Source organism: Bradyrhizobium sp. B120 (assembly GCF_049075665.1).
Taxonomy (GTDB): domain Bacteria; phylum Pseudomonadota; class Alphaproteobacteria; order Rhizobiales; family Xanthobacteraceae; genus Bradyrhizobium.
In genome coordinates this window covers 1,717,352-1,736,190 of the sequence record NZ_CP185242.1, presented here as the reverse complement: position 1 = coordinate 1,736,190, position 18,839 = coordinate 1,717,352, and the positions used below count along the sequence as shown (strand labels likewise).

At 65.1% G+C, this 18,839-nt stretch carries 19 protein-coding genes; 14 read left to right on the top strand and 5 right to left on the bottom strand.

What is annotated here, in order from left to right; all coding sequences use genetic code 11:
• Positions 1-105 precede the first annotated feature (105 nt).
• The 5 genes from ACOIX3_RS08225 (at position 106) to lspA (ending at position 4,958) form a co-directional block, all read left to right on the top strand.
• Positions 106-678 (top strand): L,D-transpeptidase, encoded by a 573-nt coding sequence (locus tag ACOIX3_RS08225; RefSeq protein ID WP_097677246.1) that lies wholly within the window; start codon positions 106-108, stop codon positions 676-678.
• Positions 679-771: 93 nt separating this feature from the next.
• A complete protein-coding gene (locus ACOIX3_RS08220; protein WP_420969302.1) occupies positions 772-1,572 on the top strand; it encodes a DUF2927 domain-containing protein in 801 nt (266 codons plus the stop codon).
• Positions 1,573-2,215: 643 nt separating this feature from the next.
• Positions 2,216-3,247, top strand: coding sequence for a MerR family transcriptional regulator (locus ACOIX3_RS08215; RefSeq protein WP_420969300.1), 1,032 nt, complete (start codon positions 2,216-2,218; stop codon positions 3,245-3,247).
• A gap of 77 nt (positions 3,248-3,324) precedes the next feature.
• Positions 3,325-4,320 carry a LysR family transcriptional regulator gene (locus ACOIX3_RS08210; RefSeq protein WP_420969298.1) on the top strand — a complete coding sequence of 332 codons (996 nt, stop codon included), beginning with the start codon at positions 3,325-3,327 and terminating at the stop codon, positions 4,318-4,320.
• 185 nt (positions 4,321-4,505) lie between these two features.
• Positions 4,506-4,958: a signal peptidase II gene (gene lspA / locus ACOIX3_RS08205; RefSeq protein ID WP_420969296.1), complete on the top strand. Its 453-nt coding sequence runs from the start codon at positions 4,506-4,508 to the stop codon at positions 4,956-4,958.
• Between the two features lie 9 nt (positions 4,959-4,967).
• On the opposite strand, the gene ACOIX3_RS08200 is transcribed toward lspA, so the two are convergent.
• Positions 4,968-5,180: a hypothetical protein gene (locus ACOIX3_RS08200; protein ID WP_420969295.1), complete on the bottom strand. Its 213-nt coding sequence runs from the start codon at positions 5,178-5,180 to the stop codon at positions 4,968-4,970.
• Positions 5,181-5,609: 429 nt separating this feature from the next.
• Between ACOIX3_RS08200 and ACOIX3_RS08195 the strand changes: the two genes are divergently transcribed.
• Positions 5,610-6,758 carry an ABC transporter substrate-binding protein gene (locus tag ACOIX3_RS08195; RefSeq protein ID WP_420969293.1) on the top strand — a complete coding sequence of 383 codons (1,149 nt, stop codon included), beginning with the start codon at positions 5,610-5,612 and terminating at the stop codon, positions 6,756-6,758.
• Between the two features lie 15 nt (positions 6,759-6,773).
• Here the strand turns inward: ACOIX3_RS08195 and ACOIX3_RS08190 are convergent, their stop codons facing one another.
• Genes ACOIX3_RS08190 through ACOIX3_RS08180 form a run of 3 tightly spaced genes read right to left on the bottom strand, consistent with a single transcriptional unit; the run spans position 6,774 to position 9,329 of the window.
• Positions 6,774-7,019, bottom strand: a complete 246-nt coding sequence (locus tag ACOIX3_RS08190; protein WP_420969291.1) for a hypothetical protein — start codon at positions 7,017-7,019, stop codon at positions 6,774-6,776.
• Positions 7,020-7,048: 29 nt separating this feature from the next.
• Entirely contained in the window at positions 7,049-8,173 is a 1,125-nt protein-coding gene (locus tag ACOIX3_RS08185) for a M48 family metallopeptidase (RefSeq protein WP_420969289.1), read from the bottom strand.
• Between the two features lie 4 nt (positions 8,174-8,177).
• Positions 8,178-9,329 (bottom strand): DUF898 family protein, encoded by a 1,152-nt coding sequence (locus ACOIX3_RS08180; protein WP_420971685.1) that lies wholly within the window; start codon positions 9,327-9,329, stop codon positions 8,178-8,180.
• A gap of 310 nt (positions 9,330-9,639) precedes the next feature.
• On the opposite strand from ACOIX3_RS08180, the gene ACOIX3_RS08175 reads away from it, so the two are divergent.
• The 4 genes from ACOIX3_RS08175 to ACOIX3_RS08160 all read left to right on the top strand — a co-directional run bounded on the left by ACOIX3_RS08175 (position 9,640) and on the right by ACOIX3_RS08160 (position 14,701).
• Complete coding sequence (locus ACOIX3_RS08175) at positions 9,640-10,023, top strand: hypothetical protein (protein ID WP_420969287.1); 384 nt, start codon at positions 9,640-9,642, stop codon at positions 10,021-10,023.
• A 203-nt stretch (positions 10,024-10,226) separates the two neighbouring features.
• Positions 10,227-11,498 carry a cytochrome P450 gene (locus tag ACOIX3_RS08170; protein ID WP_420969285.1) on the top strand — a complete coding sequence of 424 codons (1,272 nt, stop codon included), beginning with the start codon at positions 10,227-10,229 and terminating at the stop codon, positions 11,496-11,498.
• Positions 11,499-11,528: 30 nt separating this feature from the next.
• On the top strand, positions 11,529-12,803 hold the full coding sequence (locus ACOIX3_RS08165; RefSeq protein WP_092116477.1) for a cytochrome P450: 1,275 nt from the start codon (positions 11,529-11,531) through the stop codon (positions 12,801-12,803).
• A gap of 62 nt (positions 12,804-12,865) precedes the next feature.
• Positions 12,866-14,701: a methyltransferase domain-containing protein gene (locus ACOIX3_RS08160; protein ID WP_420969282.1), complete on the top strand. Its 1,836-nt coding sequence runs from the start codon at positions 12,866-12,868 to the stop codon at positions 14,699-14,701.
• A 240-nt stretch (positions 14,702-14,941) separates the two neighbouring features.
• Here ACOIX3_RS08160 and ACOIX3_RS08155 read toward each other — a convergent pair whose 3' ends face one another.
• Positions 14,942-15,451: a MarR family winged helix-turn-helix transcriptional regulator gene (locus ACOIX3_RS08155; protein WP_420969280.1), complete on the bottom strand. Its 510-nt coding sequence runs from the start codon at positions 15,449-15,451 to the stop codon at positions 14,942-14,944.
• A gap of 107 nt (positions 15,452-15,558) precedes the next feature.
• Between ACOIX3_RS08155 and ACOIX3_RS08150 the strand changes: the two genes are divergently transcribed.
• The 4 genes from ACOIX3_RS08150 (at position 15,559) to ACOIX3_RS08135 (ending at position 18,742) form a co-directional block, all read left to right on the top strand.
• Entirely contained in the window at positions 15,559-16,458 is a 900-nt protein-coding gene (locus ACOIX3_RS08150) for an alpha/beta fold hydrolase (RefSeq protein WP_420969279.1), read from the top strand.
• 69 nt (positions 16,459-16,527) lie between these two features.
• Positions 16,528-17,331, top strand: coding sequence for an isocitrate lyase/PEP mutase family protein (locus ACOIX3_RS08145; protein ID WP_420969278.1), 804 nt, complete (start codon positions 16,528-16,530; stop codon positions 17,329-17,331).
• A gap of 260 nt (positions 17,332-17,591) precedes the next feature.
• Positions 17,592-18,149, top strand: a complete 558-nt coding sequence (locus ACOIX3_RS08140) for a phosphonopyruvate decarboxylase (protein WP_420969276.1) — start codon at positions 17,592-17,594, stop codon at positions 18,147-18,149.
• Positions 18,149-18,742 (top strand): thiamine pyrophosphate-dependent enzyme, encoded by a 594-nt coding sequence (locus ACOIX3_RS08135; protein WP_420969274.1) that lies wholly within the window; start codon positions 18,149-18,151, stop codon positions 18,740-18,742. The genes ACOIX3_RS08140 and ACOIX3_RS08135 overlap by 1 nt, the downstream gene beginning before the upstream one ends.
• Positions 18,743-18,839: the final 97 nt, after the last annotated feature.

The window sequence follows — 18,839 nt, the reverse complement described above, 5'->3', positions numbered from 1 at the left end:
CCGTGTTGTCGGAAAGTGCCTAAAGTCACAGGTTCGTCGCTTGCGAAAGGCCGGCGATTATGGCCTTTTTGGCGGCATATTTGATTGTTCGCGAGGACGACGACGATGCGCAAGATTGCCTTGATGTTTGCCGCGCTCACGATCCTGGCAGGTGCCGGCCAGGCCCAGGCCCAGTTCTTCGATTCCCGTGGCTACCAGTCCGAAGCCCCGAGCTTCTTCGGCGGTGGCGGCGCAAGCCCGATCCCGCGCACCACCGTCAACTACGAGACCAACTACGCCCCCGGCACCATCGTGGTGAACACCGCCGAGCGCCGGCTCTATCTGGTGATGGCGAACGGCCAGGCGCTGCGCTACGGCATCGGCGTCGGCCGCGACGGTTTCCGCTGGAGCGGTGTGCACCGCATCTCCGCGAAGAAGGAATGGCCGTCCTGGACGCCGCCGTCGGACATGCTGCGCCGCCGCCCCGATCTGCCGCGCCACATGGCCGGCGGCATCGAGAACCCGCTCGGCGCGCGCGCGATGTATCTCGGCTCGACGCTGTACCGTATCCACGGCTCGAACGAGCCCGAGACGATCGGCCAGGCGGTCTCGTCGGGCTGCTTCCGGATGACCAATGAGGACGTCAAGGACCTCTATGATCGCGTCTCGGTCGGCGCCACCGTGGTGGTGAAGAACTGATCGCGTCGATTTCGACGGAACCAGGCGCTTCCATGCGGCGAGATCGCTGATCTCGCCTTGCGCTGCCGGGCGCATTGCGGCAGCGTGGTTCGAATGCGCCAACATTGCTCGCCGATCCTGCTGCTGCTCGCCGCGGCGCTTGCCACCTCGCTCACCGACGCCATCGTACCGGCGACGGGCGCAGAGATTCCGGCCATCACCTCGCGCCAGCGCAACGAGAAGAAGGTCTTCACCGACGCCGAGATCGTCGAGGGCTTTCTGAAGACCGCGTTCGGCGCCGAATACCATCTCGCCGGTCGGGTCGACCGCATCCGCAAATACGACAGGCCGGTGCGCGTGTTCGCCGACGGCAACCGCGCCGACCGCAAGGTTCAGCTCGCCAAGGTCATCGCCGACATCCGCAGCAAAGTGCAGCATCTCGACATCGCAATGACCGATGACAACGACGCCGCCAATGTCGTGGTCAAGCTGGTGCGCGACCGCGAGCTCTACCGCACCATCGCGACCTTCTACGGCCAGGAGCGCGCCAAGGAGATCCGCACCTCGCTCGACCCGCAATGCCTGTCCGGCTTCCGCAAGAACGAGAATTACGAGATCGAGCATTCCGACGTCATCCTCACGGTCGACAATGGCGATTTCGTCTTCCTCGACTGCGCCTATGAGGAGCTGTTGCAGTCGCTCGGCCCGATCAACGACACCGCGACCGTGCCGTGGACGATGTTCAACGACAGCGTCTCGATGGGCTTTTTCGACGTCTACGACCAATACCTGCTCAACCTGCTCTACGACCCCCGCATCAGGCCCGGCATGACCGTGCAGGAGGTCAAGGCCGCGCTGCCCGAAGTCCTCACCGACGTCCGCGCCTGGGTGGCGAAGGTGAACCATCTGGAGTGAGGCGGCTGCGATCGGTGCATTGCGCTCGCCAGAAACACCGCTGTCGTCCTGGCGAAAGCCAGGACCCATAACCACCGCATTTGATTGTGAACGGGATCGTGGCTCCAGCGTCGCGCAACGGCTGATACTTGGGGTAATGGGTCCTGGCTTTCGCCAGGACGACGCTGAGGATGGTTTGCGATTCAAAATGCAACACTACGCGGTGTCATCACCCGCGCATGCGGGTGATCCAGTATTCCAGAGACGTCTGTGCTTGAGCCGAGAGGCCGCGGCGCGCTGGATGCGCCGCATGCGCAGGGCATGACACTGGAGGGGATTAGAGCTCACGGCTCTTTCCACACGTCGTCCCTGCGAAAGCAGGGACCCATACTCCGCGGCAAATGTTGTGGATAGGACTCGTCGTTCCAGCGTCGCACAACAATGAACTTCGGTGGTTATGGGTCCCTGCTTTCGCAGGGACGACACCGAGTATGTTGCGCGGCCTGTGAGTCATACTTCCGCATTCTCGCGACAACTTTCGCCCGAATCGACTGAGGGCTGGCGGCGCGTAGATGCGCCCGTTGGATTTTTCGCACCTCCCCGCTTGACCTTGCCCCTGCGGCCGCCTCCATAGAAGCGCGGTCAGACGACGCGAGGTGATTCGATGAATGCTCCTGCTGCCCGTTTCCTCAGTCCGTCCGAAGCTGCAAGGCAGCTCGGGATCTCGGCGAAAGCGCTGCGCCTCTATGAGGAGCGCGGCCTGATCGCACCCGGCCGCACGCCGGCGGGATGGCGCGCCTATGGTGCGGCCGAGATGGCGCGCGGCGCGGAGATCGTCGCGCTGCGCGCGCTCGGCCTCAGCATCCATGAAGTGGCGCGGATCCTGAGCGGCGACGCCGTCATCCTCGATCGCGTGCTGGCTGCGCACGAGGCCACGCTCGAAGCGAGCATCCGCCAAAGCGGCGACAGCATCGCCAGGGTGCGCCGGCTGCGCGCCGACCTCGGCCGCGGCAAGATGCCCGCGACGTGCGATCTCATCGGCGCGGTCAGGGCGCGGCCGGCGATCGGCGTCGCGTTCGATCTGCCGTGGCCGTGGGGCGGCGAGCGCTTCGAGTTGCGCGACATCAAGCTGCTGAACTACATCGTCGGCCCGCTCGGCAGCGGCAAGACGCGCCTCGCGCAGCGGCTCGCCGACGTGCTGCCCGATGCCAGCTTCGTGGGGCTGGACCGCACCGCCGACGGCGGCGCGGCGGTTCGTGCGCGGCTCGATGCCGATCCGGCGCACAAGGCACGGGTCGACGCGAGCCTTGCTGCCCTGCTCGCCGACGGCGCGGTGGACTCGGCCGCGCTGACCACCCTGCTCGCCGCTCTCGAGGCCGACGGCGACACCATCCTGGTGATCGACATGCTCGAGCAGGGGCTCGATGCGGCAAGCCAGGAGGCCGTGATCGCGCATCTACGCCGCCGCGGACCCGAGGCGCGGCCGCTGTTCTTCCTCACGCGCTCCAATGCGATCCTGGACCTCGACGCGGTCGGCGACGATGAAGCGATCATCCTGTGCCCCGCCAATCACAGCGTGCCGATCTGCGTCACACCGGTGCCCGGTGCGATGGGCTATGAAGCCGTGGCGACCTGCCTCGCCTCGCCGGAGGTGCGCGCGCGGACCGAAGGCATGGTTGCGTGGCGGCCATCCTGATTTCTCGTATTGGTTGTATTATAATCACGCGACAAGGTCGGATGCACGGCAGGAAAACTGTGCTATAAGCTCACACAATGACCGAGCTTCCCCGTACCCAGGCCTTGCGTTGCTTCATCACGGTTGCCCGTGAGGGCACTGTATCGCGCGCTGCAGCGATGCTGAAACTGACCCAGCCGGCGGTCAGCCTGCAACTCAAGGCGCTGGAGGAAAGCACCGGATTGCAGCTGTTCAACCGCACACCCAGCGGCTTCACGCTGACCGAGGCCGGCGCCGCGCTGCTGCCGCTGGCGCACCGGGCAGTGGCCGCGGCATCCGACTTCAAGGCGATGGCGGACTCGCTGAACGAGGCGCAGCGCGGCACGCTGCGCGTCGGCACCATCCTCGACCCCGAATTCACCCGGCTCGGACCGTTCGTGCGCAGCCTTGCGATGTCCTCGCAGCGCACCGAGGTGTTTCTGCGCCATGGCGTCAGCGACGACGTGCTGGGGCAGGTCGGCCGGGGCGAGCTCGACGTCGGCTATTATGTCGACGCCACGCCGCCGGAGCAGCTGGTCCATCACAGCTTCACTGAGCGGACCATCGCCGACGGCCGCTACCAGCTGGCGCCGCTGCTCAGCTACCACTACCGCGTGATCGCGCCGATCGGCTGGCGGGACCGGGTGATCGGCAAGGACTGGGCGGAGCTTGCCGAGCTGCCCTGGCTTGCAACACCGCAGCATTCCGGTCACCGCCGGCTGCTCGACGACATCTTCCGTCCGCTCGGCGCCTTGCCGAAGCGGGTCGGCTACACCGATCAGGAAGAGGCGATGATCGACTTCGTCGAATCCGGCCTCTGCCTCAGCCTCGCGCGCGACAGCGTGCTGGCGCCGCGGATGGCGCGCCCGCATCAGTTCGTGGTCTCCGACCGGGTGAAGCTCACCTGCGACCTCTCTTTCGCCTGCCTTGCCGCCCGCCGCCAGGAGCCGGTGATCGCGCACGCCTTCGCAGCCGTGCGCGCGGTGTGGAATATCAAGCCGGCGATCGCCGGCGCCGGCCCGACGCGAACGCGCAAGGTCGCGAAGAACGTCTGACGCGAACTTGTGCTCCTCACGTCAAGGCCAGGCTGGTGCAATACGGTCGGAGATATTGGCCATTGCGGCCCATCACACTATGGTGTGACACCGGGGTTGTTGCCCATGGCGGCAGCGGAGCGAGAGACGGTTTCGTGAGAAGATATCGAAGCTCGCGCATCATCGCGTTCTGCGTGGCACTCGCGATGCTGGCGCTGGATCAGCTGACAAAGCATTGGGCGCTTCGATCGCTGGACACCGGCGCCACCGTCAAGCTGCCCGGCCCTATTGACCTCACCCTCGTGTTCAATCGCAGCAACGCATTCGGTCTCGTTCCCGACTACGGTGCGTTGTCGCGGTGGACGCTCGCGTCCGTCGGCCTAGCCGCAGCGGCGGCCCTGCTCGGATCGATCCTGCGGCGATCGACGACGACCATCAACGCCTTCGGTTTCGCCTTGATCGGCGCTGGAGCCGCCGGAAATGCGATCGACCGTCTTCGATTGGGTGCCGTCGTCGACCTGTTCGATGCCTCGAAACTTCGATTTGTCTGGATCTTCAACGTCGCCGACGTTTCAATCGATTTGGGGATCGCGCTTGTCCTGCTGGCCGCGCTCCTGCCGTCGTTGCAGGTGCCCAAGGCGGCGCACGGCGGCAACTAGGCTGATATCCTAGGCCGCGACGACCAGCGGCCGCGTCATCTCCGCCATTGCCGGCACCAGCGACGGCGCCTCGCAATCCTGCAGGGCGAGTTCGTTCACGAGTTCGCGCAGCCTCGGCGGCAAATCGGCGTAATCGTCGCGCAGCGCATGGCGCAGCCGCTCGCCGATCTCTTCGCAGATGGCGCGCGCGTGCTCCGGCGCGATCGGATGAGGCTCACTCATCGACGTGGACTGCTTGGACGTAAACTGCTTGCAAAGGCCGCGAGCCGTCAGACGGCATTTCCGCGAACGCGGATCCCGCATGCGCACATGCGATCAAGACGAGGATCCGAACAATGCTGAACATGGTTCGTACTCCCTTTTCCGGATCTTCAATAACAGGAGGACGTTGCCGCCCGATTAGGGAAACTGGTTCCCGCGGCGTTTAAGAGATTGGTAAACGTGAGGTTCAGGACTGTACCGCAGCCGGATATTCGGCGCTGGTGGCGCGGACATCCGGGCCTGGGCGCGAGCCCTTCCCGGGCGCCGCCCGGATGTCCCCAATCAGGGGGACAGACGCATCCCGTGGAATCAATAAGATGCCGAACCGGATGCCGGTCGGCTATCATCGGCGGCGCATTATAGAAAAAAGACTTACTGGGAGGATTTGCAATGAAGCTGGCCATGGCCGGACTCTGGGTACTCGCGGGCGCGCTGCTGGTTGCGCCGGACGCGCGTGCCGACATCAAGGTCGGCGTCGTGGTGTCCGGATCCGGGCCGGGCTCGGCGCTCGGCCAGCCGCAGATGCGCACCATCGCTGCGCTACCGAAGGAGATCGGCGGCGAGAAGGTGGTCTATATCGCGCTCGACGACGAATCCGACCCGACCAAGGGCACGCAGAATGCGCGCCGCCTCGTGATCCAGGACGGCGTCGACATCCTGATCGGCTCCTCGCTGACCCCCGTGACCATGCCGATGCTCGACGTCGCCTTCGAATCCAAGACGCCAATCATCTCGCTGGCCGCGGCGACTGCGATCGTGCGGCCGATGGACGACCGCCGCCGCTGGGCGTTCAAGGTGGTGCCCAATGACGACCTGATGGCGGCGGCGATCCTGAAATACATCGCGAAATCCGGTATCAAGACGCTCGGCTATATCGGCGTCTCCGACGGCTATGGCGAAGGCTACTACAATGAAGTGTCACGGCTGGCACCCACGCTCGGCCTCACCGTCACGACCCATGAGGTCTATGCACGCGCCGACACCAGCGCGATGGGCCAGGCGCTGAAGGTGATCGCGACCAACCCGGAAGCGGTGTTCATCGCGTCCGCGGGCACGCCGGCCGTGCTGCCGCAGGAGGCGCTGCGCAGCCGCGGCTATGCCGGCAAGATCTTCCAGACCCACGGCGTCGCGTCGGAGGAATTCATCAAGCTCGGCGGCGCCAATGTCGAGGGCGCGATCTTCACCGGCGAGGCCTTCACCATCGCCGACGATCTGCCGGCGGGCGATCCGTTCCGCCAGGCGCGCGACGAGTTCGTGACGTCCTACGAGAAGGTCAACGGGCAAAAGCCGAACATCTTCGGCGCGCATTTGTGGGACGCCGTCACGCTGTTCAAGCGGGCGGCGGCGAGCGCGCTGAAGACCGCAAAACCCGGCACGCCGGAATTCCGCGCCGCGCTGCGCGACGAGCTCGAGCGCGGCAAGGACGTCTATCTGAACAACGGCCTCTCGACGATGAGCCCGACCGACCACAACGGCTATGACGAGCGGTCGGCGTTCCTGATCAAGGTCGAGGCCGGCAAGTTCAGGCTGGTGAAGTAGGCGCTCAGGACTGGGCTAGTCGCCGCCCCAGCGCCAGCGCGGCGGCTCGCCCTTCCACCAGCACACGCCGGTGAGCAGGACGCACAGCACAGCAACATAGCCAATGAAGCCGGTGTGGGAGTGCGGGAGGATCGTCGCGGCGCCGATGGCAGTCAGGGCCACAAAGCCCGCGACGACCGACCAGCCCTGCCAGTTGTTCGGAGGTCCCCAGCCCCAGCCGTAGCGCTTGGCGGGAAACCAGTATCTGTCGTCACGTGGCATGGGACTGCTCCAGGCCGAAACCCCCTGCTTCACACCTTGCCCTTGCCCGATCCGCAGATGGCCCTCAGCGCCTGCCATTCGGCCGACGACAGCAGCGGCGGGCCATTGGGCCGGCTGCCGGCATCGGCCTTGTCCATGCGTGCGAGACGGTCCTCGGTCAGCGGATGGCCGGAAACGATCGAGAGCCCCTTGCCGCCTTCCTTGCCGGTGACGCGGAACATCAGTTCGCCCATCGGCTTCGCCGGACGGCCGAGCTTGTGCATGGTCTCGATCGCGAAGCTGTCGGCATTGGTCTCGGCGTCGCGCGAATAGGATGACGTCACCAGCGAGCGCGAGGCAAAGATCAGCGCGCCGGACCCGGTGATGTCGCCGAACAGAAGCCCGATCAGGAACGAGGTGCCGCCGTTGTGGATCAGCTCGCGCATGCTGTCGCGATGGCGGAGATGGCCGAGCTCGTGCGCCAGGACGCCCGCGATCTCGTCGGGGTTTTCCGCCTTCTCCAGCAGCCCCTCGAACAGATAGACCTTGCCGCCCGGCAGCGCGAAGGCGTTCGGCACCGGGGTCGCCAGCACGCCCGACTGCACTGAATTGTCGAGGCCCGCGGTCTCCCGCAGCTTGCCGACCAGCTTCTCGAATGCCGCTTGTCCGGCCGCGTTGCTGCACGGCTTGCCGTCGAACAGCACCTTGACCTGCGCCTCCGCGACATCGCCGAGGCGGCGCTCGAACGAGTCAGGCACCAGCGGCGTCAGCCGCTCGGCGGCGAGTGGAACGCCGAACAGCACCACCAGCACGATCGACACCGCAGCCGCGAGCGACCAGCCGACGATCGCGGCGACGCTCCTGCGGTTCGGCAGGTTGGCCTCGAGCGCATCGCAGCGCGCGACGAGTTCGGTCATGAGCTGGGCGTCGCGGATCTCGAGCCGCGCCAGCGACGGTGCAGTCAGGCAGCTCAGCCGCAGCAGGCCGGACGGGCTGTCGGCGCGGCGGATGTCGGCGAACGCCCAGTGCGCCAGCAGCGCGCCGTCTTCCCTGATCTCCAGCGCATCGGACAGTTTGAGCGCGACGAGGCGCCGCCGGTTCGACAGGCCGTCGAAGAAGACGCCGCCGGGATCCGGCGTCGCCGCGGAGTTTGTCTCGCTGGGATCAGACTCCATGGTGCTAGAAACCACCGACGTCGAGGCCGTCGGCAAAGCCTTCGCCGAGCGCATTGGCGAGATCGCCGCGTGCGGTGACGTCGGCGGCCGCGCCGATGTTGTGCACGATGGTCGAGGACAGCACCCGGACCCAGAGATCGCGCATCAGATAGACCCGCATCACCACGTTCATCGCCAGCGCGAAGGCGAGATAGCCGATGCCGAGCAGCACGATCAGGGGAATGCTCTTGGCGAACGCCTCGGTCTTGAAGAAGCTCTCGATCGAGGAGCCGTCCATGCTGGCGACCAGGAAGGTGCAGAGCACGAGATAGGCCGCGAACACCATGCCGAGCAGCATGACCCAGCCGATCACCTTCCAGTACAGGCCGATCAGCGCGCTGCGGCGCAGGGTGGATTCCAGCCGGACCCCGCCGAAGCGGATGCCCGACAGCCACCAGCGCCACTCGATCGCCTTGAACGCGGCATAGGCGAACGGGGCGAAGATCGTGCTGTAGAGCGCGAACGGCATCAAGAGCCAGAGCCACCAGCCGCGCTTGAAGAACTCCCAGCCGCGGCCTTCGAACGAGCCTTGAAGATCGCCGTAATAGGAATGCCGCATCTTGTAGCGTTCGAGCGCCGCCTCGCGCCATGGCAACGCGAGCCCGAGCGTGATCACGACCAGCACGCCCCACAGCGAGGCCTTCAGCGCATAGATCCAGCCCGAGCCGCTCATCCAGAAGCGGACGCCGCGCCACACCGTGCGGGTCAGGCGGTAGCGCCGCGCGCGATAGATCGCGAACTGGCCGAACAGATAGAAGAAGGCGACCAGCGGCAGCGAGGCGAACGCCTTGAGATGCTCGGCCTCGATCCCGATCAGGAAATAGCCGAGATAGATCGGCAGCAGGATCGCGAGCGCGACCAGAAAGCCGATCAAGAGCTCCTTGCCGCGGCCGGTATATTCCGGCGCGTCGCCATCGATCTGGGTGTTCGACCAGAGGTGCCGGCGGATGTCGGTGGTGAGCCAGAACCGGTAGAAGCCGACCGTGACCAATTCGAGCCCGGCGCCGCGCGCGACCAGGCGGAAGAACTCCTTCCGGTTCCCTGAAAATGCCACCGGCATCGGCGGCGGGCCCGGTTGCGGAGGCGGCTGCGGCGGCCCCAGCGGGGTCCAGCTCATGTCGTTCACGGGATAGCTCCAGGACGGGACAATCTCTGCGTATCAAAAGCACAGGTTTGTCGCTGCGAGTGTGATCCAGGTTTCACACAAGGTCGAGATCGCCGGCCGATTTTTGCTGGGGTGCGGTTGGCCATGCCTTAACGGCATCGCCGGAAACAGGGCCGTCCTTGCTGCCGGCATGCCCCCGGTCGGAGCAAAGCGGCCGCCATCCCACCCTCGTCGAGCGCGGGCTTCGAACCCCATGGCAGGAATGAGATACTTACGGATCAGGTGACAAGGAAACACGCCGGACAAGCGAGGAAGGGTAGCGATGAGCAAGTGGATAATGTCGGCGTGCTTCCTGGCGCTGACGGCAGCTCCCGCCGCTGCCGTCGATGTGCGGCTGGATTCCTATCGCAATCCGAAGAATGAGAACTTTCGCATCTTCAATCATATGTATCTGGACGGCGTCAGGGGCGGCCTGATGGCGTCCAATGCCTGGCTGAAACGGCATGGCGGCCAAATGTTGTTCTGCATGCCGGGCGACCTCGCGCTGACCAGCGAACAGACCGAAGAGATCATGCTCAAATCGGCCGACAAGCGGTCCGCCAAAGGCGAGGTGGTGATCGCTCTCCTGCTGCTATGGGGCATGCAGGACACCTACCCCTGCGAAAAGCCCGCCAGCCAACAGACGGCGCCCGCACCGGCCGATTAAATCAAACGCCGTTTCAAACAGCGTTGGTCGCCGCCTTGCCCCCTGCACCGGCGAAAAGCCCGGATTCGGCCGCTTTGACCTGACATCAATGCGGCCAAATGCGCGTTGAGAGCCCTTGCGCAAACCGCGGAATGAGAATGTAATTCGGTAAAACATGTCGCGCCGGCGATGCCCCGGCAGCGAAAACGGTTGAGGAGCCGCTCATGCACGGGACCATCGATCTGGTCGACGACACCAATCTGGATGCCGCACGCGAACGCGCCAACACGCTTGCGCTCGCGGATTACGATCCCGGCCATCCCGAGCTGTTCAAGACCGATACCTTCTGGCCGTATTTCGACCGGCTGCGCCGCGAGGATCCGGTGCACTACTGCAAGGATTCGATGTTCGGTCCGTACTGGTCGATCACCCGGTACAACGACATCATGGACATCGAGACCAACCATTCGGTGTTCTCCTCGGCCGCCTCGCTCGGCGGCATCACCATCCGCGACGTGCCGCCGGACCTGCGCCGCGAAAGCTTCATCGCGATGGACCAGCCGCGCCATACGGCGCAGCGCAAGACCGTGGCGCCGATGTTCACGCCGACGCACCTCGACGAGCTCGCGATCAATATCCGCAACCGCTCGACCGAGTGCCTCGACAATCTGCCGCGCGGCGAGGTGTTCGACTGGGTCGACAAGGTCTCGATCGAGCTGACGACCCAGATGCTGGCGGTGCTGTTCGACTTTCCCTGGGAGGATCGCCGCAAGCTGACGCGCTGGTCCGATGTCGCGACCACCCTGCCCGGCGCCGGCGGCCTCGTCGCCACCGAGGACGAGCGGCAGTCCGAACTGATGGAATGCGCGAGCTATTTCGCACGGCTCTGGAAGGAACGCTCAGGCCAGCCGCCGAAGAGCGACCTACTCTCGATGATGGCGCACAGCGACGCCACGCGGAACATGGATCCGAAGAATTTCCTCGGCAACCTGATCCTGTTGATCGTCGGCGGCAACGACACCACGCGCAACACGCTGTCCGGCAGCATCTACGCGCTGAGCAAGCATCCGGAGCAGTACCGCAAGCTCAAGGAGAACCCAGCGCTGATCGACAGTTTCGTGCCCGAGGTGATCCGCTGGCAGACGCCGCTCGCCCATATGCGGCGCACCGCGCTCGCCGACTTCGAGTTCCGCGGCCGCCAGATCAAGAAGGGCGACAAGGTCGTGATGTGGTACGTCTCGGGCAACCGCGACGAGGAGGCGATCGAGAAGCCCTACGAGTTCCTGATCGACCGCGCCCGGCCGCGCACCCACATCTCGTTCGGCTTCGGCATCCACCGCTGCGTCGGCCTGCGTCTCGCCGAGCTGCAGCTCAAGATCATCTGGGAGGAGATCCTCAAGCGCTTCGACACGATCGAGGTGGTGGAGGAGCCGCAGCGGGTGTATTCCAGCTTCATCAAGGGCTACGAGACGCTGCCGGTGCGCATTGCCGCCTGACGCCTCGCCAGCCAACCGGGATCAAGAATCATGAACGTCCAGACTGCCATCCGTGCCGACCGGGCCGAGCTGCTGCGCCAGGCGCGCGAGGAAGCCTATGCGACGCCCCTCAGGGATTTTCATCCCGGCGCGCCAAAACTATTTCAGAACGACACGTTGTGGCCGTGGTTCGAGCGACTGCGCAAGGAAGAGCCGGTGCACTACTGCACCAATTCGCCGATCGAGCCCTATTGGTCTGTGGTGAAGTACAACGACATCATGCATGTCGACACCAGCCACGGCATCTTCTCCTCGGACTCCACGCTCGGCGGCATCTCGATCCGCGACGTGCCGCCCGGCTACGACTATCCGAGCTTCATCGCGATGGACCAGCCCAAGCACGCCCATCAGCGCAAGACCGTGTCGCCGATGTTCACGCCCAATCATCTCGACGAGCTGGCGAAGCTGATCCGCCAGCGCTCGGCGAGCGTGCTCGACAATCTGCCGCGCAACGAGACCTTCAATTTCGTCGAGCGCGTCTCGATCGAATTGACCACCCAGATGCTGGCGACGCTGTTCGACTTCCCCTGGGAGGAGCGGCGCAAGCTGACGCGCTGGTCCGACGTCTCGACCGCGCTGCCGAAGAGCGGCATCGTCGATTCGCCGGAACAGCGGCGGCAGGAGATGGACGAGTGCTACGCCTATTTCTCGAAGCTGTGGAATGAGCGCGTCAACGCGCCGCCGCGGAACGACCTGCTGTCGATGATGGCGCATAGCGACGCCACCCGGCACATGGATCCGGACAATCTGATGGGCAACATCATCCTGCTCATCGTCGGCGGCAACGACACCACGCGCAACACCATGAGCGGCTCGGTGCTGGCGCTGCATGAGCATCCCGACCAGTTCAGGAAGCTGAAGGAGAATCCCGCGCTGATCGACACCATGGTGCCGGAGGTGATCCGCTGGCAGACGCCGCTCGCGCATATGCGGCGCACCGCGCTTCAGGACACCGAGGTTGGCGGCAAGACGATCAGGAAGGGCGACCGCGTCGTGATGTGGTACGTCTCCGGCAACCGCGACGACGAGGTGATCGACCGCCCCGACGAGTTCATCATCGATCGCGCCCGGCCGCGCATCCATCTGTCGTTCGGCTTCGGTATCCACCGCTGCGTCGGCATGCGACTCGCCGAGCTGCAGCTGAAGATCGTCTGGCAGGAAATGCTGAAACGCTTCGACCGCATCGAGGTGGTCGGCGAGCCGAAGCGCGTCTATTCCAGCTTCGTGCGCGGCATCGAGAACCTGCCGGTGCGGATCCCGGGCTGAGCATCGAGCCGTTTCGGCGCGCTGTCCGGCAGCATCTTGCAGTTTGGGCCAGTTGACGGAACATGAACCGAAAAGAGCGGCGTGCGGCCGGTAAGCGACGGGACGAGTCCGCCGGAAACGCACCCGCTTTCGGCTCCGCAGGCATCGGCATGGCCGGCCTTGCCGCCGAGGCAAGCCGTTTCTACGGGATGCGCCGCTTCAACGAAGCGCAGGAGATTTGCCGGCAAATTCTCGCGCGTGAGCCTGGCCATGTGCAGAGCCTGAACCTGCTCGGCTTGATGGCGCAGGCTGCGGGTGATCACCGATCGGCCGTGAAGACGTTCGCGAAGGCGATTGCCTCCGACGAGGTCAACGCCGCCTGCCACTACAACGCCGGAAATTCCTACCAGGCGCTGGGCAATCGCGCCAAGGCGGCCGCGCATTTCAGCAAGGCGCTCGCGCTCGGCATGGATGCGAGGGCCGTCGGCTTCATCCTGCAGAGCCCAACCGTCACCAGCTATGTCGGGCGGATTGCCGGCAAGTGGCCGCTGCCGGTCACGAGCGCCGAATTGTTCGGCACTGACAGCGTCGCCCGGCTTGCGCGCGACCTGTTCCTGCGCGCGGCGCTCGAAGCCACCACGCTGGCCAACATGCAGCTCGAGGTGCTGCTGGGATATGCGCGGGCCGAACTGCTGCAGCGCGCGAGCAACCAGGACCCGGAGGACGACGAGATCGTCGCCTTTGCCTGCGCGCTCGCCCGCCAATGCTTCATCAACGAATATGCCTACGGGCAGACCGAGACGGAAAGCGAGCTTGCGGGCGCGCTGCGCGATCGTTTGCTGCAGGACCTCGCATCAGGGGCTGCGATCGCGCCGCTCACGCTCGCGGTCGTTGCGGCGTATTTTCCGCTTCATGCGCTCCCGCAGGCGGACGCGCTGCTGCGCAGGGATTGGCCTGCGACCACAGCCGGCCTGTTGCGGGTGCAGCTTCGGGAGCCGCGCGAGGAAATGGCAGAGCGCAGCACCATTGCGATACTCACCCCCATCAAGAACGACGTATCCGTCGAGGTGATGCGCCAATACGAAGAAAATCCCTATCCGCGCTGGACCGTCAACCCGCTGACGGCATTCGCTGCCGATCGGGCGCGGGGACGAACCGTCGCGACCGCGGAACAGCGAGCCGAACAGGATATTCTGATCGCAGGTTGCGGCACCGGCTCGCACGCGATCCAGATCGCGCAGGTCTATCCGAATGCCCGCGTGCTCGCGGTCGACATCAGCATGACCAGCCTTTCTTATGCGCGCCGCAAGACGCGCGAGCTGGGCCTGCGCAACATCGAATATGCGCAGGCGGATATCCTGGAATTGGGCGCGATCGGTCGCACCTTCGACAGCATCGAGTCGGTCGGCGTGCTGCACCATCTGGCCGAGCCTTTTGCCGGCTGGCGCGTGCTGGTCTCGCTGCTGCGGCCGGGCGGCACGATGCGCGTCGGCCTGTACAGCGACCTGGCGCGCCGCGTCATCGTGGAGGCCCGCGCCCGCATCGCCGCGCGCAATTATCGCGCCACCGCCGCCGACATCCGACGGTGCCGGCGGGACATTTTTCGCGAGGCCGAACAATGGAAGCCGCTGATCGGCGCCAAGGACTTTTACAGCATGAGCGGCTGCCGCGATCTGCTGTTCAACGTGATGGAGCATCGCCTGACGATCCCCGAGATCGCGGCATTCCTGAACGAGCACGGCCTGACGTTCGGGGGTTTCGAGCCGTTTGACGATCCGGCGGTGCTCGACCAATTCCGCAAACAGTTTCCGGGCACGGCCGACGAGACCGATCTCGACCAGTGGCACCGCTTCGAGGTCGATCATGCCGAGACGTTCTGGGACATGTACGTCTTCACGGCGGGCAAGACCGCAAACTGACGGCAAGGCGCTAGCGCCGGATAAGGTCGAATAGTGACAGCAACGGCACTGCGCTCCCTCTCCCCGTTCTTACGGGGAGAGGGTTGGGGTGAAGGGCCGTCTCCGTGTATCCGGCGATAGTTGTGCTTGCGGAGGCTCCCCCTCACCCGGAACGCATCCAAGGATGCGTTCCGACCTCTCCCCGCACGCGGGGCGAGGTGAAGCGGAGCCTGCCGCTCGACTCGGAGTAGGGTCATCCCTCTAGTGACCGTGCTGGCCCTTGTTGGTCGGCAACGGGCAATTGGTGCAGACCCGGTCGTCGCACATCCGGCAGATCGTGAAGCGATCCATCTCTGATGTATCCTGCCTTGCCAGCAGCTCGCGGATCAACGTCGCAAGCTGCTTTCGTTCAGCCGACGACAGCACATCGAGCAATGACGTCACGGCGGAAATCCGCGACGCCAACAGCTCGTTTCGGGATGCAGCGCCGATCGCCGTCAGGTGCAAGGCGACCTCGCGGCCGTCCTTGCCCGGACGACGTTCGACCAGCCGGTCCGAAACCAGACGATCGACCAGCCGGACCGTTCCGGAATGCGACAGGCCGAGGATCCGCCTCAGCTTGTCGTTGGTCATGCCCTGGCCGTAGCCGATGACGATGAGCGCCGCGGGTGTCTCGCCGCCGCGGCCGACCACCTCGCGCGCACCTTGCTCGATACGATCCATGACGGCGAGCGACAGCGCGCCCAGCAGATTGGCGATTCCGTGTTCCATGCCGGGAATAATATGTGCGCTGCGCACAAAAAACAACTTGACCTGATATGTGCGCTACGCACATATTTGTCCGAGAGGGTGACCACAACAAAAGATGGAGAGCAGCGATGACGATCCGAAGCACCGCATTGGCAATGCCTGACGCCGCCGGCAGCGAACCCGCGCTGAAATACGTGCAGGCCAACGGCGTGCGATTTGCCTATCTCGAACAGGGCAGCGGGCCGCTCGTCATGTTCCTGCACGGATTTCCCGACAACGCCTGGTCGTATCGCAAGCAGCTGCAGGTGTTCGCGGATGCCGGCTATCGCGCGGTCGCGCCGTTCCTGCGCGGCTATGCGCCGACCGAGATTCCAGCCGACGGCATCTTCGATCCGATCGCGCTGGGCCAGGATCTCGAAGCGCTGATCGCAGCGCTCAGCGACGACGGACAAGCGTGTGTCGTCGGCATGGATTGGGGCGGCACGTCGACGTTCCAGGCGCTGGCCACCTCACCGTCAGCGATCAAGGCCGCGGTGGTCATGAACACCGCGCACCCGATCACGATCCCGAGCCTCAGGAGCGATCCCGATGCCGTTCGCTCAGTCTTCCATGTCTATTTCTTTACGGTGCCCGGCGCTCACTCGGCGGTCAACATCGAGGGACTTCCCTTCGTCGACTACCTTTGGAAGTTGTGGTCGCCAACATTCGAGAACGACGCGCATCTCCGCTCGGTCAAGGAGACGCTCTCTTCTCCCGGCACCATGAAGGCGGCGCTGAAATACTACAATGGCCTGGTCGATGCGGGAGTTGCGGGGCGGCTGCCGATCAACGACATGCATACGCCGACGCTGACGATTTATGGCGGCAACGATCCGACAGCGCGGTATTCGATCAAGGAAGAGCCGCTGTTCAAGGGACCACATCAGCGCGTTGTCCTGCCCGGTGTCGGGCACTTCCCGCACCTCGAGCGCGAGGCCGAGGTCAACAGTTTGATCATGGATTGGTTCAAGACCCACGCCGCCGGCTGAACAGCCGTGCTGCGACCAGCGACCACATCACGAAGTCTTTCGAATTCTCTCTAACCAGGAGTGCGCGCAATGGACGCCACGACACAGCAGCAACACGCCGAAGCGTTTCACGGTCTTCACAGGACGGGAGATCCACTGGTCCTGTTCAACGCCTGGGATGTCGCGACCGCCAAGGCGATCGCGAAGACCTCGCCGGCCATCGCGACCAGCAGCGGCGCAGTGGCGTCCGCGCTCGGCTTTGCCGACGGCGAGAATGCCCCGCTCGACATCGTGGAAGGGCTGGTCTCGCGAATGACCGCTTCCGTCCCGGTTCCGGTCTCGATCGATCTGGAGGCGGGATACGGCGACACTCCAGATGCCGCCGCGCATTCGGCGGCAAGGATCCTGAAAGCCGGCGCGATCGGCATCAATATCGAGGACGGGCTCTTGGGCGGCAAGCGGCAGCTCGTCGATCCCGAGCTGCATGCCGCCAAGATCAGGGCGGTGCGGGACACCGCGCAACAGCTCGGCATTCATCTCTTCATCAATGCGCGGACCGATCCGTTCCTGCTGAAATTCGGCTCGCCGGAGCAATGCCTGAACGAAGCGGCAAACCGCGCGAAGCTCTATGCCGAGGCCGGCGCCGACGGCATTTTTGTGCCCGGCTTGACCGACCTCGCGCTGATCGAGCGGCTCGTCCAGCTGACGCCGCTGCCGGTCAACGTCATGGTGACGCGGGGCGTTCCCGAAATCGGCGAGCTCGCCCGCGCCGGCGTGCGCAGGGTCAGCCTTGGGCCGTGGCCGATGATGGCGGCGATGCGCGTCATCGGAGACGCCGCCGCCGCGGTCGTCGCGAGCAAGCAGTACGGCACGTTTCTGCAGCCGAATGGCTGAGGCGGGATAGCGCCAGCCCCCTCGTCATTGCGAGGAGCGAAGCGACGAAGCAATCCATCCCTCCGCGCATGCGGACAGATGGATTGCTTCGCGGAGCCTGTCATCGGGCGCGCGTTCGCGCGACCCGTTGGCTCGCAATGACGGAGATATACAATTCCGGCATAGCTGCGCGACACAGATGCGACGGGAGTTGATCGTCCTCGCGCGCTAAGCCTTCGGTGTGAGGACGCGCCACTGCGCGCCCCTAGCCGAGGCCCACGATGGACCAGATTGCCGTTCACCAGGACAGCGCGACCAGCACCGACTGGCCGGTCGCGATCTACCGCACGCTGAAGAGCTTCGGCGTCGCGCAAGTGTCCTACGTCCCCGACGCCGGACATTCCAAGCTGATCAAGCTGTCGCACGCCGATGCCGACATCAAGACCACGGTGCTGACGACCGAGGAAGAAGGCGTGGCATTGTCCGCCGGCGCCTGGCTCGGCGGCGACCGCGCGGTGCTGCTGATGCAGTCGAGCGGCGTCGGCAATTGCGTCAACATGCTGTCGCTGATGGCGAGCTGCCGCTTCCCGCTGCTGGCGCTGGTGACGATGCGCGGCGAATGGGCCGAGTTCAATCCCTGGCAGATCCCGATGGGCCGCGCGACGCCGCAGGCCTTCGAGATCATGGGCACCACCGTGCTGCGGCTGGAAAACCCCGATGACGCCGAAGAAGTGATCTCGGCCGCCGCCTCGCTCGCCTATGACGGCGACCAGCAGGTCGCGGTGCTGATCTCGCAGCGCATGATCGGCCGCAAGAAGTGGACGAAGGAGACGCATTGATGTCAGCACCAACAGGCACGCTCGATCGCCGCGCCGCCGTGAAGGCGCTGCTCGCCGACCGCGGCGAGTTGCTCGTGATCTCCGGGCTCGGCTCCTCGTCCTATGATGTGTTCGACGCCGGCGAGCATCCCGGCAATTTCTATCTCTGGGGCGCGATGGGCGGCGCCGCGATGGTCGGGCTCGGCCTCGCGCTGGCGCAGCCGAAGCGGCCGGTACTTGTCGTCACCGGCGACGGCGAGCAGCTGATGGGGATCGGCAGCCTGCTGACGATTGCCACTAAGCAGCCGGGCAATCTCTCGATCGCGGTGCTCGACAACGGCCATTTCGGCGAGACCGGGATGCAGCTCAGCCACTCCGGCTTAGGGGCGAAGCTCGAGGTGATCGCTGATGGCGCGGGCATCCGCAATGTCTCCGACATCGCCGACATGGCCGGCATCGAACGCTTCCGGAATAGCTTGCGCGATCTCGCTGGCGGCCCGCGGCTCGCGCGCATCCGCATCGCAGCCGGCGAGGTCGAGCGCGCGCTGCCGCCGCGCGACGGCACGTATCTCAAGAACCGCTTCCGCGGTCATCTCGGCTTCGCGGTGAGATGAGAGCATAATGCGTGCGACCCCGTCATTGCGAGGAGCGACAGCGACGAAGCAATCCATGCCACCGCGCATGCCGCGCGATGGATTGCTTCGCTTCGCT